The 16250-nt window shown below is 68.6% G+C and carries 13 protein-coding genes; 9 read left to right on the top strand and 4 right to left on the bottom strand.

The window, feature by feature from the left end; translation table 11 throughout:
* The first annotated feature begins 2 nt into the window (after positions 1–2).
* The 5 genes from SZ55_RS04015 to SZ55_RS03995 all read left to right on the top strand — a co-directional run bounded on the left by SZ55_RS04015 (position 3) and on the right by SZ55_RS03995 (position 7953).
* A complete protein-coding gene (locus tag SZ55_RS04015) occupies positions 3–2468 on the top strand; it encodes a DUF5682 family protein (RefSeq protein ID WP_082078139.1) in 2466 nt (821 codons plus the stop codon).
* Entirely contained in the window at positions 2461–3585 is a 1125-nt protein-coding gene (locus SZ55_RS04010) for a VWA domain-containing protein (protein WP_044401701.1), read from the top strand. The genes SZ55_RS04015 and SZ55_RS04010 overlap by 8 nt, the downstream gene beginning before the upstream one ends.
* Positions 3582–5591, top strand: a complete 2010-nt coding sequence (locus SZ55_RS04005; RefSeq protein WP_052807516.1) for an SWIM zinc finger family protein — start codon at positions 3582–3584, stop codon at positions 5589–5591. Before SZ55_RS04010 ends, SZ55_RS04005 begins: the two co-directional genes overlap by 4 nt.
* A gap of 222 nt (positions 5592–5813) precedes the next feature.
* Positions 5814–7472 carry a nitrite/sulfite reductase gene (locus SZ55_RS04000; RefSeq protein ID WP_044401698.1) on the top strand — a complete coding sequence of 553 codons (1659 nt, stop codon included), beginning with the start codon at positions 5814–5816 and terminating at the stop codon, positions 7470–7472.
* The gene (locus SZ55_RS03995) at positions 7456–7953 is read left to right on the top strand and encodes a DUF934 domain-containing protein (protein ID WP_044401695.1); all 498 of its coding nucleotides are present in this window, start codon (positions 7456–7458) and stop codon (positions 7951–7953) included. The genes SZ55_RS04000 and SZ55_RS03995 overlap by 17 nt, the downstream gene beginning before the upstream one ends.
* Positions 7954–8055: 102 nt before the next feature.
* Here the strand turns inward: SZ55_RS03995 and cysS are convergent, their stop codons facing one another.
* Together cysS and SZ55_RS03985 are read right to left on the bottom strand one after the other, a co-directional pair.
* On the bottom strand, positions 8056–9441 hold the full coding sequence (gene cysS, locus SZ55_RS03990) for a cysteine--tRNA ligase (RefSeq protein ID WP_044401692.1): 1386 nt from the start codon (positions 9439–9441) through the stop codon (positions 8056–8058).
* Entirely contained in the window at positions 9441–11111 is a 1671-nt protein-coding gene (locus SZ55_RS03985) for a glutamine--tRNA ligase/YqeY domain fusion protein (RefSeq protein WP_044401689.1), read from the bottom strand. Before SZ55_RS03985 ends, cysS begins: the two co-directional genes overlap by 1 nt.
* Positions 11112–11231: 120 nt before the next feature.
* On the opposite strand from SZ55_RS03985, the gene SZ55_RS03980 reads away from it, so the two are divergent.
* From SZ55_RS03980 to SZ55_RS03970, 3 genes are all read left to right on the top strand, one after another.
* Positions 11232–11726, top strand: coding sequence for a peptidylprolyl isomerase (locus SZ55_RS03980; protein WP_044401686.1), 495 nt, complete (start codon positions 11232–11234; stop codon positions 11724–11726).
* Complete coding sequence (lpxH, locus tag SZ55_RS03975) at positions 11723–12445, top strand: UDP-2,3-diacylglucosamine diphosphatase (RefSeq protein ID WP_044401683.1); 723 nt, start codon at positions 11723–11725, stop codon at positions 12443–12445. The genes SZ55_RS03980 and lpxH overlap by 4 nt, the downstream gene beginning before the upstream one ends.
* Before the next feature lie 101 nt (positions 12446–12546).
* Positions 12547–13884 (top strand): SPFH domain-containing protein, encoded by a 1338-nt coding sequence (locus tag SZ55_RS03970; RefSeq protein ID WP_044401680.1) that lies wholly within the window; start codon positions 12547–12549, stop codon positions 13882–13884.
* 54 nt (positions 13885–13938) lie between these two features.
* On the opposite strand, the gene SZ55_RS03965 is transcribed toward SZ55_RS03970, so the two are convergent.
* Entirely contained in the window at positions 13939–14541 is a 603-nt protein-coding gene (locus SZ55_RS03965; protein ID WP_044401677.1) for a tRNA-(ms[2]io[6]A)-hydroxylase, read from the bottom strand.
* 188 nt (positions 14542–14729) lie between these two features.
* On the opposite strand from SZ55_RS03965, the gene SZ55_RS03960 reads away from it, so the two are divergent.
* Positions 14730–15593 (top strand): universal stress protein, encoded by an 864-nt coding sequence (locus tag SZ55_RS03960; RefSeq protein WP_044402064.1) that lies wholly within the window; start codon positions 14730–14732, stop codon positions 15591–15593.
* A gap of 51 nt (positions 15594–15644) precedes the next feature.
* On the opposite strand, the gene SZ55_RS03955 is transcribed toward SZ55_RS03960, so the two are convergent.
* A complete protein-coding gene (locus tag SZ55_RS03955; RefSeq protein WP_044401674.1) occupies positions 15645–16121 on the bottom strand; it encodes a DUF1289 domain-containing protein in 477 nt (158 codons plus the stop codon).
* Positions 16122–16250 lie beyond the last annotated feature (129 nt).

Raw genomic sequence — 16250 nt, 5'->3', positions numbered from 1 at the left:
CCATGGCAGAGGCCTTCGCCAGCGACCCGCGCCTGCCCGAACGGCTGCAGGCCGCCGCCCGTGAGCGCGCGGCCCTGGCCCGGGCCGGCATACACCTGGTGCCGGTGCGCCACCACAGCCCGGCCTGCGCCTTCGCCCTGCGCCAGCAACTCCAGGCCCTGCAGCCGGCGGCCATCCTGATCGAGGGGCCGGCGGACTTCGACCGGCTCATCCCCGACCTGCTGGACTCCCGCAGCCGGCCGCCCCTGGCGATCCTCTCCCAGCACCGCCGGCCCGATGCCGAGGGCGAGCCGACGCTGCGCTCGGCCTTCTTCCCCTTCTGCGACTACTCGCCGGAATGGCAGGCCCTGCAGGACGGCCAGCGCCTGGGGGCGCAGCTGGCCTTCATCGACCTGCCCTGGGCCCGCCAGCATGACGAGGAGCAGGCCGCCGACCAGCAGCGCAGCCTCATGGCCGAGCGCTACCTGGCCCACAGCCGCTACCTCGCCGCCCTGGCCCGCGAGGCCCACTGCCGGGACCACGACGAACTCTGGGAGCACCTGTTCGAACTGCGCCCCCGCGCGGCACTGGCCGACTGGCAGCGGCTGTTCGACGACGCCTTCGCCTGGTGCGCCATGGCACGCCTGGACTACGAGGACGACGTGCTCGCCGCCGAAGGCTCCCTGGCCCGCGAAGCCCACATGCTCGGCTGCATCCGCGACTGGCGTGGCCGGGTGGACGGCCCGCTGGTGGTGGTCACCGGCGGCTTCCACACCCTGGCGCTGGTGGAGGCCCTGGCCGCCGGCACCCCGGCACCGGCCAGACCCGCCGCCCCGGAGGACAGCCAGGCCTGGCTGATCCGCTACAGCTTCGACCGCCTCGACGCCCTCAACGGCTATGCCTCCGGCATGCCCTCGCCGGCCTATTACCAGCAGGTCTKGGACGCGCTGCTGGGCGAGGAGGACGACACCCTCGCCCGCCAGCGCATCGCCACCCGCCTGCTCAGCGGCATCGCCGCCGAAACCCGCCAGCAGCGCCTGGCCGATGCCCTGACCTTCGCCAGCGTGAGCAACGCCGCCGAACAGGCCGCCGGCCTCGCCCGGCTGCGCCAGCACCCCGGCCCGGGGCGCTACGACCTGCTGGACGCGGTGCACGCCTGCTTCGTCAAGGGCAGCCTGGACGAAGGCCAGGACGGCCTGCTGCGGGCCGTGCAGCGCCACCTGGGCGGCAACCGCCTGGGCGACGTACCGCCCTCGACCCAGGCCCCGCCCCTGGTGGATGAAGCCCGGCGGCTGGCCCTCGCCCACCGCCTGGACCTCAGCGACAGCCTGGCCCGGCGTACCCGCCTGGACCTCTACCGCAAGCCCCGCCACCGCGCCCGCAGCCGCTTCCTGCACCTCATGGCCTACCTGGACAGCGGCCTGGCCCGGCACCAGGGCGGGCCGGACTTCGTCAACGGCAGCGGCCTCGACCTGCTCTTCGAGGAGTGGGAATACGCCTGGTCGCCGTTGGTGGAAGCCAACCTCATCGAACGGGCCGAACAAGGCAGCAACCTGCGCGACATCGCCCTGCGACGCCTGCTGGACGAGGAGCGTGCGCTGCTCGGCCAGGGCCAGGGCCGCAGCGCCGGCCGCGTGGCACAGCTGGTGGCCCGCGCCGGGCTGATCGGCCTGGGCGAGCAGCTGCCGAGGCTGTTCCAGCGCCTGGCCGAACACCTGGACGAAGACCCCGAGCTGGCCTCGGTGGTCGCCTGCGGCCAGCGCCTGCTGCACCTGTGGCGCGGCCGCGAACTGCTCGGGCTGGAGGAGCAACCGCAGCTGCCGGCGCTGCTGCAGCGCATCGTGCCGGCGGCGCTGTTCCTGGTGCCGGGCCTGGCCCTCTGCGCCCCCGAGCAGGAAAGCGCCGCCGTGGATGCCCTGCTGGCCCTGCGCGAGTTCATCCGCCTGGGCAGCGGCCTGGTGGGCCTGGATGGCCAGGACGAAGCCCTGCAGGGCGCCCTGGCCCGTCTCCGCGACGAGGCGCCGCCCACCCTGGCCGGCGCCCTGGACGCGCTGCGCTACCTGGACGATCTCGATGACGAGGCCCGCCTGGCCGAAGCCCTGGGCCGCCGCTTCGGCCCGGGCGCCGACAGCGAGGACGCCGTGCGCTACCTCGGCGGGCTGCTGCAGGCCGCGCCGGAGCTGATCCTGCGGGTCGAGCACCTGGGCCAGGCACTCAACGCCCTGGTGGCCGGCTGGGACGAGGCCACCTTCGTCCGCCACCTGCCCGACCTGCGCCTGACCTTCACCCGCCTCAAACCCCAGGAGACCGGGCGCCTGGCCAGCCAATTGGCCGCGCTGAACGGCCTGGGCGACAGCGCCCTGGACAGCGCCCACCACGAACTGGACAGCCACGACCTGCTCGCCGGCGCCGCCCTGCACCTGGCGCTCGGGCGCTCGCTGGCGCGCGACGGCCTGCTCGGCTGGGCCACGGAAGCCGACCATGACTGACCTGGAAACCGCCCGCCGCTGGCGCCTGATCCTCGGCCGCTACGCCGACCGCGCCCTCGACCAGGCCGCCCTGAACCCCACCGACGCACGGCTGGAGAAGACCCTCGACTACCTCTACAACCGCGAGTACCAGCGCCGTGGCCATGTCCAGGGCGGGCGCGGCGGCTCCCTCGACGACAGCCAACTGACCGCCCTCAACTGGCTGGAGCAGGCCCGCAACCTGTTCCCCCGCTCCACCTTCGAGCGCCTGCAGACCCAGGCCATCGAGCGCTACGCCATCAGCGCACTGCTCACCGACCCGGCCAGCCTCGCCAGCCTGGAACCCAGCCCGGCCCTGGCCAAGGCGCTGCTCAGCGTGCGCGGCCGCCTCAGCGCCGACACCCGCGACGCGGTGCGCCAGCTGATCGCCAAGGTGGTGGAAGATATCCTCCAGCGCCTGCGCAGCCGCTTCACCAACGCCCTCAACGGCCGGCGCAACCGCTTCCGCCGCTCGCCGATCCGCCACGCGCAGAACTTCGACTGGCGCGCCACCATCGCCGCCAACCTCAAGCACTACGACCCGGAGCGCAAACAGCTGCTGATCGAATCGCCGCGCTTCAACGCCCGGGTCCGCCGGCAGCTGCCCTGGGACGTGCTCCTCTGCGTCGACCAGAGCGGCTCGATGCTCGACTCGGTGATGTACAGCGCCATCTGCGCCAGCATCCTCGCCACCCTGCCCAGCGTGCGCGTGCGCCTGGTGCTGTTCGACACCCAGGTGGTGGACCTCAGCCACCTCGCCCACGACCCGGTGGAGGTGCTGCTGACCGTGCAGCTGGGCGGCGGCACCGACATCGGCAAGGCCCTGCGCTACTGCGAGCAACTGGTGGACACGCCCCAGCGCACCGTGCTGGCGCTGATCAGCGACTTCGAAGAAGGCGCCGCCATCGGCCCGCTGCTGGCCTGCGTCTCGCGGCTGAACGAGGCCCGCGTGCGCCTGCTGGGCCTGGCGGCCCTGGATGATGCCGCCCGGCCGGTCTACGACCCGTCCATGGGCCAGCGCCTGGCGGATCGGGGCATGCGGATCGCCGCGCTGACCCCGGAGCACTTCGCCGAATGGCTGGCGGAGGTGATGCAATGAGCGCCTGGCTGGCCCGCTACCGGGCCTACGACGACGCCGCACTGGAAACCCTGGCCAACGCCGGCCTGCTGCGCCGCGCCGGCAAGGACGTGGAGGCCGGCAAGCTGGCCTGGGGCGAGCGCACCGAGGCACACGGGCTGATCGAGACCGACGGCCAGACCGTGCGCCTGGACGCCGGCGGCGTGGAGGCGGCGCGCTGCACCTGCCCGGCCAGCGGCTGCTGCAAGCACATCCTCGCCGCCGTGCTGTGGCTGCGCAGCGAAGCGCCCGACGCGGCCACCGGCACGGAGCAGCCCGATCCCGATGCAGCCCAGGTGGAAGCCCTGGCGCTGGACCCGGCGCAGTTGCAGAAGCTCGCCGGCAAGGTGGCCACCCGCCGCGCCCGGCAATGGATCGAGACCCTCGGCACACCCCGGGTGAGCAACCACGGCCTGCGCCTGGCCATCGCCTTCGACGGCCTGGAGGGCGAAGTCAGCTACCTGGCGGGTGCCGGCTTCGACGGGATGCTCTCCGAGGCGCGGGACAGCGAACGCAAGGCCCTGCACCTGGCGGCCCTCGCCGGGCTCTTCCAGGCCCACGGCCMCCCCTGGGCCTGGACCGCCGAAAGCGCCCCTGCCGACACCACGCGGGACGGCCTGGGCGAGGCCGAGCGCGAGCTGCTGGCCTCGGTGCAGCAGCTGCTGCACGAGCTGCTGGGCCAGGGGCTGTCCCGCGTCAGCCGGGCCAGCGCCCTGCAGCTGCGCCTGCTCAACCTCGGCGCCCGCACCGAAGGCCTGCCGCGCCTGGCCGGCCACCTGCGCACCCTGGGCGGGCAGATCACCCGCCTGGCCGAGCGCGACGACCACAGCAGCGAGCGGGAGGCACTGGTGCAGATGGCCCGCGTCCACGCCCTCTGCCAGGCCCTGCTGCGCGCCGACGGCGAACGCCTGCCCCCGCTGCGCGGCCGCCTGCGGCGCGACTACCAGGCCGGTGAAACTCTCGACCTGCTGCCCCTGGGCGGCCACTGGTGGACCAGTGCCAGCGGCGCCCGCGGCCTGAGCCTGGCCTTCTGGGACCTCAGCGACGGCCAGGTGCTGGAAACCACCCTGGCCCGCCCCGATGGCAGCGACCCCGGCTTCCGCCGCGACGCGGTCTGGGCCCAGCAGGCGCTGTGGCGCAGCACGCCCGAGCTGCTGTGCCGCGCGCCGTTGCAGCTGGAAGGGCCGCGCCTGGCCGAGGATGGCCGGCTGGCCCCCGGCGGCGGCATTGCGCGCCCCCAGGACGGCTGGCCAGCGGATGACCCGCGCCTGCTCGACCTCGGCCTGGCGGACTGGGAACAGCTGGGCCTGGCCCTGGAAGACAGCGCCGCCCTCGCCAGCGAGCCGCCGACCCGGCTGCTGCTGCGCCCCGCCCGCTGCCACGAAGCGAGCCTGGACGAAGCCCGGCAGGTGCTGACCTGGCCGCTGGAGGACAGCAACGGCCGCACCCTGCTGCTGGAGCTGCCCTGCACCGCCGAGCGCCGCGAACGCCTGGACAACCTGGAGCGGGCGCAGAAGGCCCTGGACGACATCCGTGCCGTGCTGGTGCGACCCTGGCTGGACGGTCGCCGCCGCTGCCTGGAGCCCCTCGCGCTGCTGGTGGCCGATCACGGCCGGCTGCGCTGCCTGTCGCTGGACTTCGAATCCCTGGTGCGCGGCGGCTTGAGCCGCAACCGCCGGCTGTTCGACCGCATCCAGCGCCTGCTCAGCCGCACCGACCGCCCCGTGCCGGCGGTGGAGCCGCCGAGCCTCGCCGGACGGCTGGTGGAGCCGGCCCTGGACGTGCTGGAAAGCCTGGCCAGCAGCGGCCGCCAGCAGCCCTCTGCCCATCACCGGGAGGTGCTGCGGGCCCAGCAGGCGCTGGCCGATGCAGCGGGGGTGGCGGTGCTGGCGCAGGCGCTGGGGCAATTGGCGGAGTCGCCCAGGGTCTCCTCCGGGACCCTGCTGCGGGGGACGCACCTGATGAGCCGCCTGCTGGCCCTGGGCTGACGCCGGGCCAGTCGAGAAGCATTCTCGACGCCCGCCGGCCGGGCCCTCCAGCCCCGCGGGGAAGGTTATGCTCGCACCCCTGCTTATGCGATCAGGTTCTTTACATATACTCAAACATCACTTTTGCGCATAAACCTGAGCTGGTATCTTCCACCGGCTCCGCAGGGGGTGCGCGGCCGTGCGCGCAGAAAAGCTGTAAGCAGCCTGACAACAGGACCATTCATGTACGTATACGACGAGTACGATCAACGCATCGTAGAGGACCGCGTCAAGCAGTTCCGCGATCAGACCCGCCGCTACCTGGCCGGGGAACTCTCGGGCGAGGAGTTCCGTCCCCTGCGTCTGCAGAACGGCCTCTATATCCAGCGCTACGCCCCCATGCTGCGGGTCGCCGTGCCCTATGGCCTGCTGTCGTCCGCCCAGGTGCGCAAGCTGGCGCAGATCGCTCGCGACTACGACAAGGGCTACGCCCACATCAGCACCCGCCAGAACGTCCAGTTCAACTGGCCGGAGCTGGAGGACGTGCCGGAGATCCTCGCCGAGCTGGCCACCGTGCAGATGCACGCGATCCAGACCAGCGGCAACTGCATCCGCAATACCACCACCGACCAGTTCGCCGGCGTCGCCCGTGACGAGCTGGTGGACCCGCGCCCGTGGTGCGAGATCATCCGCCAGTGGTCCACCTTCCACCCCGAGTTCTCGCACCTGCCGCGCAAGTTCAAGATCGCCGTGAACGGCGCCGTGGGCGACCGTGCCGCCATTGAGGTGCACGACATCGGCCTGGAAGCGGTGAAGAACGAAGCCGGTGAGCTGGGCTTCCGCGTCTCCGTCGGCGGCGGCCTGGGCCGTACCCCGATCGTCGGCAGCTTCATCAACGAATTCCTGCCCTGGCAGCACCTGCTGAGCTACCTGGACGCCATCCTGCGCGTCTACAACCGCTACGGCCGCCGGGACAACAAGTACAAGGCGCGCATCAAGATCCTGGTGAAGGCGCTGACCCCCGAGGTGTTCGCCGAGCGCGTCAACGCCGAGTGGGCCCACCTGAAGGATGGCCCCACCACCCTGACCCAGGCGGAAGTCGATCGCGTCGCCAGGCATTTCGTCGACCCGGCCTACAAGGCCCTGGAGGACCAGGACGCCGCCCTCGCCGCCCTGGACGCCGAGCACCCGGGCTTCGCCCGCTGGCGCCAGCGCAACACCTTCGCCCACAAGAAGCCGGGCTACGTGGCCGTGACCCTGTCGCTGAAGCCCACCGGTGTGGCCCCGGGCGACGTGACCGACAAGCAGCTGGACGCCATCGCCGACCTGGCCGACCGCTACGCCTTCGGTGAAGTGCGCAACAGCCACAACCAGAACGTGATCCTGGCGGACGTGGAGCAGGCGCAGCTGTTCACCCTGTGGAACGAACTGCGCGAGCAGGGCTTCGCCACGCCGAACGTGGGCCTGCTCACCGACATCATCTGCTGCCCGGGCGGTGACTACTGCTCCCTGGCCAACGCCAAGTCGATCCCGGTGGCCGAGGCCATCCAGCGCCGCTTCGATGACCTGGACTACCTGTTCGACATCGGCAACCTGGACCTGAACATCTCCGGCTGCATGAACGCCTGCGGCCACCACCACGTCGGCCATATCGGCATCCTCGGCGTGGACAAGAAGGGCCAGGAGTTCTACCAGGTGTCCCTGGGTGGCAGCGCCGGCCGCGACGCCAGCCTGGCGCAGATCCTCGGCCCGTCCTTCGCTCAGGAGGAAATGGCCGACGTGATCGAGAAGATCATCAAGGTCTACGTCGAGCGCCGCACCGAGGAGGAGCCTTTCCTCGACACCTTCCGCCGCATCGGCATCGACCCGTTCAAGGAGCGCGTATATGCAGCGAATCATTAAGAACGGCCAGGTCATCGACGAGACCTGGCACCTGCTGCCGAAGGACGCGACCCTCGATGGCCTGTCCAACTGCGACGACCTGATCGTGCCGCTGGCCCTCTGGGTCGAGCACAGCCACGCCCTCAAGGCCCGCGATGGCGGCCTGGGCGTGTGGCTGGACGCCGGCGAGGAGATCGAGGAGATCGCCGAGGACCTCTCGCACTTCCAGGTCATTGCGCTGAACTTCCCGGCCTTCACCGATGGCCGCCACTCCTCCACCGCGTACCTGCTGCGCCAGCGCTACGGCTACCAGGGTGAGGTTCGCGCCATCGGCGACGTGCTGCGCGACCAGCTGTTCGCCCTCAAGCGCTGCGGTTTCGATGCCTTCGCCCTGCGCGAGGACAAGGACCCGTACGACGCGCTGAAGGCCTTCGAGGACTTCAGCGAGGTCTACCAGGCCTCCGCCGACCAGCCGCTGCCACTGTTCCGCCGCCGCGCCTGATTCCCCAGGCAACGGGCAAAAGAAAACCGGGACCTCTGCAGGTCCCGGTTTTTTTATGGCGCTTGGATGGGGCGTTGTCCGCAACGCCCCGTCGGTCAGCTGTTATTCAGCCAGGCGCCAGGTGGTGCCGCCTTTGCCATCCTCCAGCACCACGCCCATGGCGGTGAGCTGGTCGCGGATGCGGTCGGACTCGGCCCAGTTCTTCTCCGCACGCGCGGTCAGGCGCGCCTGGATCAGCCCTTCGACCTCGGCGGCGTCCACCTTGCCGGTGGCACCGGCCTGGAGGAACACATCCGGCTCCAGCTGCAGCAGGCCGAGCAGGCCACCCAGGGCCTTCATGCGTGCCGCCAGGGCGGCTGCGGTGCTCGGCTCGCTGTCACGCAGGCGGTTCACCTCGCGGGCCATCTCGAACAGGGTGGCGACGGCTTCGGGGCTGTTGAAGTCATCGTCCATGGCTGCGCCGAAGCGCTCGACGAAGGCTTCGCCACCTGCCGCCTCGACGACCGGCAGGCCGCGCAGGGCGGTGTAGAAGCGTTCCAGGGCGCCCTTGGCTTCCTTGAGGTTGTCCTCGGAGTAGTTGATCGGGCTGCGGTAGTGGCTGGACACCAGCAGGTAGCGCACCACCTCGGGGTGGTACTTCTCCAGCACCTCGCGAATGGTGAAGAAGTTGCCCAGGGACTTGGACATCTTCTCGCCATCCACACGGACCGCGCCGGCGTGCATCCAGGCCTTGGCGTAGAGCTTGCCGGTGGCGGCCTCGCTCTGGGCGATCTCGTTCTCGTGGTGGGGGAACACCAGGTCCGGGCCGCCGCCGTGGATGTCGAAGGTCTCGCCCAGGCAGCAGGTGGACATCACCGAGCACTCGATGTGCCAGCCGGGACGGCCAGCGCCCCAGGGGGATTCCCAGCTCGGCTCGCCGGGCTTGGCGCCCTTCCAGAGGACGAAGTCCAGCGGGTCTTCCTTGGATTCGTCGACCTCGATGCGCGCGCCGATCTTCAGCTCGTCGATGCGGCGGCGGGAGAGCTTGCCGTAGCCCTCGAACTTGCCGACGCGGTAGTAGACGTCGCCATTGCCGGGGGCGTAGGCGAAGCCCTTGTCGATGAGGGTCTGGATCATCTGGTGCATGCCGGCGATGTGGCCGGTGGCACGGGGCTCGATGTCCGGGCGCAGCACGGAGAGGCGCGCCTCGTCCTCGTGCATGGCGGCGATCATGCGGTCCACCAGCGCTTCGAACGGCTCGCCGTTCTCCTGGGCGCGCTTGATGATCTTGTCGTCGATGTCGGTGATGTTGCGCACGTAGGTCACGTCATAGCCGCGCTCGCGCAGCCAGCGGGTGACCACGTCGAAGGCGACCATCACCCGGGCATGGCCGATGTGGCAGTAGTCGTACACGGTCATGCCGCACACGTACATGCGCACGCTGTTGCCTTCCAGGGGCTGGAAGGCTTCCTTGGCCTTGGTGAGGGTGTTGTAGATCGTCAGCGCCATCACTGCCCCCAGGAGTCACGCAGGGTGACGGTGCGGTTGAACACCGGCTGGCCGGGCCTGGAGTCCTTGAGGTCGGCAACGAAGTAGCCTTCGCGCTCGAACTGGAAGCGCTCCTCGGGCTGGGCCTGGGCCAGGGACGGCTCGGCACGGCAACCTGTGAGCACCACCAGCGAGCCGGGGTTGATGTTGTCGAGGAAGCTGCCGCCCTCTTCCGACTTCTCGGGGTTGGCCGAGCGGAACAGGCGGTCGTACAGGCGCACTTCGCACTCCAGGCTGCCTTCCACCGGCACCCAGTGGATCACGCCCTTGACCTTGCGCCCTTCGGGGTTCTTGCCGAGGGTGTTCTCGTCGTAGGAGCAGCGCAGCTCGACGATCTTGCCGTCGGCGTCCTTGATGGCTTCGTCGGCACGGATCACGTAGCTGCCGCGCAGGCGCACTTCGCCACCGGGCACCAGGCGCTTGAAGCCGGCAGGCGGGACTTCCTCGAAGTCGCTGGCGTCGATGTAGATCTCGCGGGCGAAGGGCAGCGTGCGCACGCCCATGTCTTCCTTCGGGTGGCGCGGCAGTTCGAGCTGCTCGACCTGGCCTTCCGGGTAGTTGGTGATGACCACCTTGAGCGGCTTGAGCACGCACATGGCGCGGGCGGCGGTGGCGTCCAGGTGATCACGGATGCTGAATTCCAGCATGCCGATGTCCACCACGCCGCTGGCACGGTTGACGCCGATCATCTCGCAGAAGTTACGCAGCGACTCGGGGGTGTAGCCCCGGCGGCGGTAGCCGGACAGGGTGGACATGCGCGGGTCGTCCCAGCCGCTGACATGCCCTTCGTCCACCAGCTGCTTGAGCTTGCGCTTGCTGGTGATGGTGTAGTTCAGGTTCAGGCGCGAGAACTCGTACTGGCGCGGCTGCGCCGGCACCGGCAGGTTGGCCAGGAACCATTCGTAGAGCGGGCGATGGTCCTCGAACTCCAGGGTGCAGATGGAGTGGGTGATGCCCTCGATGGCATCCGACTGGCCGTGGGTGAAGTCGTAGCTGGGGTAGATGCACCACTTGTCGCCGGTCTGGTGGTGATGGGCGTGGCGGATGCGGTAGAGGATCGGGTCGCGCAGGTTGATGTTCGGCGAGGCCATGTCGATCTTGGCGCGCAGGGAACGGGCGCCGTCCGGGAACTCGCCGGCCTTCATGCGGGCGAACAGGTCCAGGTTCTCCTCGACGGAGCGGTCGCGGAACGGGCTGTTCTTGCCCGGCTCATGCAGGCTGCCACGGTACTCGCGCATCTCCTCGGGGGTGAGGTCGCAGACGAAGGCCTTGCCGGCCTTGATCAGCTCGACGGCCCAGGCGTGCAGCTGGTCGAAGTAGTCCGAGGCGTAGCGAACCTTGCCCGCCCACTGGAAGCCCAGCCACTTCACATCGCGCTCGATGGCGTCGATGTATTCCTGGTCTTCCTTGGCCGGGTTGGTGTCGTCGAAGCGCAGATGACAGTCGCCGCCGAATTCCTGGGCCAGGCCGAAGTTCAGGCAGATCGACTTGGCATGGCCGATGTGCAGGTAGCCGTTGGGTTCCGGGGGGAAGCGGGTGACGATCTTCGCGTGCTTGCCGGCGTCCAGGTCGGCCTGGACGATGGGGCGAAGGAAGTTCGTGGCGACGACGGGGGTCTCTGGCTTGCTCATGGTGTCCTTAAGATCATGCTTTGCGGCTCAGGGTAGGCCGGCCAAATCAAAGCGCTTATCATACCGAAGCTGTCAACCCCCTGACAGGCCTTCGGATTTCACGTTCAGAGCGAATTGCCCATGATCAAGCTGCACACCAACCACGGCGTCATCACCCTGGAACTCTTCGAGGACAAAGCGCCTGAAACCACCGCCAACTTCAAGGAATACGTAAAAGCCGGCCACTACGACGGCACCGTGTTCCACCGCGTCATCTCCAACTTCATGATCCAGGGTGGCGGCTTCGAGCCCGGCATGAAGCAGAAATCCACCCGCGCACCGATCAAGAACGAGGCCAACAACGGCCTGTCGAACAAGGTCGGCACCATCGCCATGGCACGCACCATGGACCCGCACTCCGCCTCCGCGCAGTTCTTCATCAACGTTTCCGACAACGACTTCCTCGACCACAGCGCCCCCACCACCCAGGGCTGGGGCTACGCGGTGTTCGGCCAGGTGACCGAAGGCATGGACGTGGTCAACGCGATCAAGGGCGTAGCCACCACCATGAAGGCCGGCCACCAGGACGTCCCGGTCGAAGACGTGATCATCGAGAAGGCCGAGATCGTCGAGTGATCCTGCTGATCTCCGACCTGCATCTCGAAGAGGAACGCCCGGACATCACCCGGGCGTTTCTTCGTTTCCTCGACACCCGCGCCCGCCAGGCCGAAGCGCTGTACATCCTCGGCGACTTCTTCGAAGCCTGGATCGGCGACGACGCCATGACCCCCTACCAACACGCCATCGCCCGTGCCCTGCGGCAGGTGGCTGACGGCGGTACGCGGCTGTTCCTGATGCACGGCAACCGCGACTTCCTCGTCGGCGAGCGGTTCTGCCGCGAGGCCGGCTGCACCCTGCTGGGCGACCCGGCCCAGGCCGAACTGGCCGGCCACCCGGTGCTGCTGATGCACGGCGACAGCCTGTGCACCCGCGACGAGGCGTACATGCGCCTGCGCCGCATCCTGCGCCACCCGCTGACCCTCTTCATCCTGCGCCACCTGCCCCTGCGCGTGCGTCACCGCCTGGCCCGCAAGCTGCGCAGCGAGAGCCGCGCCCAGACCCGACAGAAGGCCTACGACATCGTCGATGTCACCCCCGAGGAAGTCACCCGGGTGATGATCGACGCCAAGGTGCCCACGCTCATCCACGGCCACACCCATCGACCGGCGGTGCACACCCTGGAAATCGGCGGGCAGCCGGCACAGCGCATCGTGCTGGGTGACTGGGACCGCCAGGGCTGGGCGCTGGAAGTGGACGCCGACGGCTTCCGCCAGGCGCCATTCGCCCTCGACTGACTGCCGCAGCGAGAACCTGCCCGCAGCCCGAGTGAGTGCTGCTTGACGAGGCGGCATGCGGCCTCCAGCATTCCGCATCCCCACACCGTCAAGGAGCGACCATGCAGTTTGCGAACGCCCCCTACATCAAGTACCTGGTCGGCGGCGCTGCCGCTGCCGGCCTCGGTTTCGCCCTGTTCAACGGCGTTTTCTTCTATAACGAAGCCGGCTTCGCCACCCACGTGCGAACCATCTTCGGCGAGGAGAAGGTAGTGGACGATGTCGGCTACGCCACCAAGTGGTTCGGCCGCGCCACCCCTTGGAAGAAGGCCCTGAGCGTGCAGTCGGTGCTCACCGAAGCGCTCAACCAGATCGACGAGAACAGCGACAACGACTCCCTCGGCGCCACCATCGAAGCCTTCCCCATCGTGTTCCTCGGCAACGTCGACGCCAAGGTGGAGTCCTCCGCGCGCTTCCGCCTGCCGGGCGGCGACCAGTTCCTGAAGATCGCCCAGGAATACCGCAACCCCGAGAACTTCATCCGCACCGCCCTGGTTCCGGCCATCAAGGAAACCCTGCAGGCCACTGCCTCCCTGATGACCGCCGACGACTTCTATGCCGGCGCCCGCAGCGAGTTCGCCGCCGAGTTCGAGAACCAGCTCAACGACGGCCTCTACCTGATCAAGCGCAAGGAAGTGCGCGGCCCGCGCGGCGCCATGCCCCACCAGACCGCCATCCTCCAGGCCGGCACCGAGCAGGGCACCTTCGGCGACAACAATGCCAGCCAGTTCGTCACCGAGAAGGTCATCGACTCCAAGGGCATCCCGGTGCGCAAGCAGCAGCAGTTCCGCAAGTACGGCGTGGAAGTGGTGGAGGCGCGCATCACCAACGTCGACCCCAACCCGCAGTACAAGCAGCGCATGGTCAAGGTCCAGCAGGCCCTGGCCGAACTGGCCGTGGCGCGGCAGAACCGCCTGAAGGAAGAGGAAGAGAAGCTGCTGGTCACCGCCCGCGGTGAAAAGGAAGTGGAGGCCCGCCGCCAGGAGACCCTGCGCGACCAGATCGAGCGCACCACCCAGGCCGAGACCGAGAAGCAGCTGGCGCGCATCAACGCCGAGCGCGAGAAAGGCCGCGCCGAGATCGAGAAGCAGACCGCCGAACTGCTGCGTGACAAGGCGAGCATCACCGCCCAGGCCACCAAGATCACCGCCGACGCCGAGGCCTATGCCCGCGAAGCGGTGATCAAGGCGGACGGCGCATTGCAGCCCAAGCTCGATGCACTGATCGCCATCAACAAGGTCTGGGCCGAAGCCGCGGCCCAGGCACCGGTGCCCAGCGTGATGATGGGCGCCGGCCAGAACGGCGCCACCAGCCGCCAGGACGAGATCGGCCAGTTGATGGGGGTGCTCGCCACCAAGGCCGCCCGCGACCTGGCCCTGGACCTGAAAGTGAAGGACTGACCAGGCACCGCCCACAGAAAAGCGCCCCTCGGGGCGCTTTTTTGTGGGCCGGATTCAGGCCGGCACACCGCTGTGGAAGCGGAACTCCTCGTCAGAGCTCTCGATCAGCTCCTGTTCCACGCCACGCACCCGTTCGATCGTCGCGTCCACGTCCGCCGCCTCACCGTACTGGTAGGCCAGCTTCAGGTAGCCCTGGTAATGCCGCGACTCGCTCTTCAGCAGGCCGAAATAGAACGCGCCCAGGTCCTCGTCCAGGTGAGGCACCAGTGACTCGAAGCGCTCGCACGAACGGGCCTCGATGAAGGCGCCCACCACCAGCGTGTCCACCAGCTTGGCCGGCTCGTGGTTGCGCACCGCCTTGCGCAGGCCCGAGGCGTAGCGCGCTGCCGATACCGGCCGCAGGGGAATGTGGCGTTTCTTCATGATCCGCAGCACCTGCTCGTGGTGGACCAGCTCCTCCCGGGCCAGGCGCGACATGAAATTGATCAGGTCGAGGTGCGTGTTGTACTTGGCGATCAGTGCCATGGCGGTGGACGCCGCCTTGAACTCGTTGTTCTTGTGGTCGATCAGCAGGGTTTCCTGATCGGCCAGCGCCGCCTCCACCCAGGCCTGCGGGGTGCGGCAGGGGAGGAAATCGTGGATCTCCGGCAGGTTCATCGGGCGGGCACTCCAGTTCGGGCAGCAGACAGCCAGGGCACTCACGGCGAGGCCTCGGCAAAAAGGTGCGCATTATACGAATGCACCGGTCGCCGGCCAGCCATCCGCGATTGATATGCATCAAGCACGTTCGTGCAATCGCCGCTAGAGTGACTCCCAGCCATCTGTCTCACAGGGAGAGCATGACCATGCAAGCCATTCGCAGCATTCTGGTGGTAGTCGATCCGAGCCACCCCGAGAGCCTGGCGCTCAAGCGCGCCACGCTGATCGCCGGCGTGACCCAATCCCACCTGCACCTGCTGGTCTGCGATCGCAAGCAGGACCACAGCGCCTGGCTCGCCGACCTGGCCGGCACCCTGACCGGCGACGGCTACAGCGTCAGCACCCAGCAGGCCTGGCACGAGAACCTGCACCAGACGGTGATCACCGTGCAACAGGCCGAAGGCTGTGGCCTGGTGATCAAGCAGCACGTGCCGGAGAACCCGCTCAAGCGCGCCCTGCTCACGCCGGACGACTGGAAACTCCTGCGCTACTGCCCAGGCCCGGTGCTGATGGTGAAGACCGATACGCCCTGGACCGGTGGCGTGATCCTCGCGGCCGTGGACGTGGGCAACAACGACGGCCCGCACCGTACCTTGCACGCCAGCATCATCAGCCACGGCTACGACATCGCCAGTCTGGCGCGGGGCAGCCTGCACGTGGTCAGCGCCCACCCCTCCCCCATGCTCTCGGCTGCGGACCCGACCTTCCAGCTCAAGGAGAGCATCGAGGCGCGCTACCGCAATGCCTGCAAGGAATTCCAGGAGGAGTTCGACGTCAGTGATGACAACCTGCACATCGCCGAAGGCCCGGCGGACGTGATCATCCCCTATGCGGCGAAGACCCTGAAGGCTGCCGTCACGGTGATCGGCACCGTCGCCCGTACCGGCCTCTCCGGCGCGCTGATCGGCAACACCGCCGAGGTGGTCCTGGATGCGCTGGAAAGCGACGTGCTGGTGCTGAAGCCGGACGAGATCATCGCCCACCTGGAGGAACTGGTAGCCCAGCACTGAATCGAGCGATGAACGGAAAGCCGCCCGACGGGCGGCTTTCTTATGGGCGGGTCAAACGCGGAGTTCCATGCCCTCGCGCAGGAAGCGCGGGGCGATGTAGCGCTCGTAGTGCGCCTCGGAGAGCAGGAAAAACTCGCGGTCGATGGCCTCGCGCAGGTCCGGCAGCGGCCAGTCGCGGAACTCCGGCATCAACACCAACCCATAGGCCTCCAGGCGGTTGATCACCCGCGAGCCCCGCGCGATCAGCTGGTACGCCCAGCAATACACCGACTGCTCCGGTACGAAGCGGATCTGCCGCTGCTCCAGCTGGCCCCGCAGCAGCGCCGGATCGAAGACCTCCAGCTTGGCCTCCACCACCTGCACCAGCAATTGCTCCAGGCGGCGCCAGACCGCGCGCTTCTCCTCGTCGCTGTAGAGATTCCAGTTGATGATCTCGTGGTGGAAACGCTTGCAACCCCGGCACACGGTATCGCCGTAGACGGTGGAGCAGAGGCCGACGCAAGGCGTCTTGATGCGCTGGTTGGGCATGGCGGGGACATTGGGTAACGCAGGTACGGACGCGGCATCTTAGCCCTTTGTCTAAGCAGGGTCACCCCAAGATAGGCGGGGCTTTTGTCTTAACTTCGGTTCCGCTTTCCTTTAGAATCGTTCCGCCGT

This window comes from Pseudomonas sp. FeS53a (genome assembly GCF_000931385.1).
Taxonomy (GTDB): domain Bacteria; phylum Pseudomonadota; class Gammaproteobacteria; order Pseudomonadales; family Pseudomonadaceae; genus Metapseudomonas; species Metapseudomonas otitidis.
This window is presented reverse-complemented; position numbering and strand designations above follow the sequence as displayed.

Coding starts and splice junctions, on each gene's coding strand:
- SZ55_RS04010 (WP_044401701.1), top strand. CDS start 2,461: ATGACTGACCTGGAAACCGCCCGCCGCTGGCGCCTGATCCTCGGCCGC.
- SZ55_RS04000 (WP_044401698.1), top strand. CDS start 5,814: ATGTACGTATACGACGAGTACGATCAACGCATCGTAGAGGACCGCGTC.
- SZ55_RS03995 (WP_044401695.1), top strand. CDS start 7,456: ATGCAGCGAATCATTAAGAACGGCCAGGTCATCGACGAGACCTGGCAC.
- cysS (WP_044401692.1), bottom strand. CDS start 9,441: ATGGCGCTGACGATCTACAACACCCTCACCAAGGCCAAGGAAGCCTTC.
- SZ55_RS03985 (WP_044401689.1), bottom strand. CDS start 11,111: ATGAGCAAGCCAGAGACCCCCGTCGTCGCCACGAACTTCCTTCGCCCC.
- SZ55_RS03980 (WP_044401686.1), top strand. CDS start 11,232: ATGATCAAGCTGCACACCAACCACGGCGTCATCACCCTGGAACTCTTC.
- SZ55_RS03970 (WP_044401680.1), top strand. CDS start 12,547: ATGCAGTTTGCGAACGCCCCCTACATCAAGTACCTGGTCGGCGGCGCT.
- SZ55_RS03965 (WP_044401677.1), bottom strand. CDS start 14,541: ATGAACCTGCCGGAGATCCACGATTTCCTCCCCTGCCGCACCCCGCAG.
- SZ55_RS03960 (WP_044402064.1), top strand. CDS start 14,730: ATGCAAGCCATTCGCAGCATTCTGGTGGTAGTCGATCCGAGCCACCCC.
- SZ55_RS03955 (WP_044401674.1), bottom strand. CDS start 16,121: ATGCCCAACCAGCGCATCAAGACGCCTTGCGTCGGCCTCTGCTCCACC.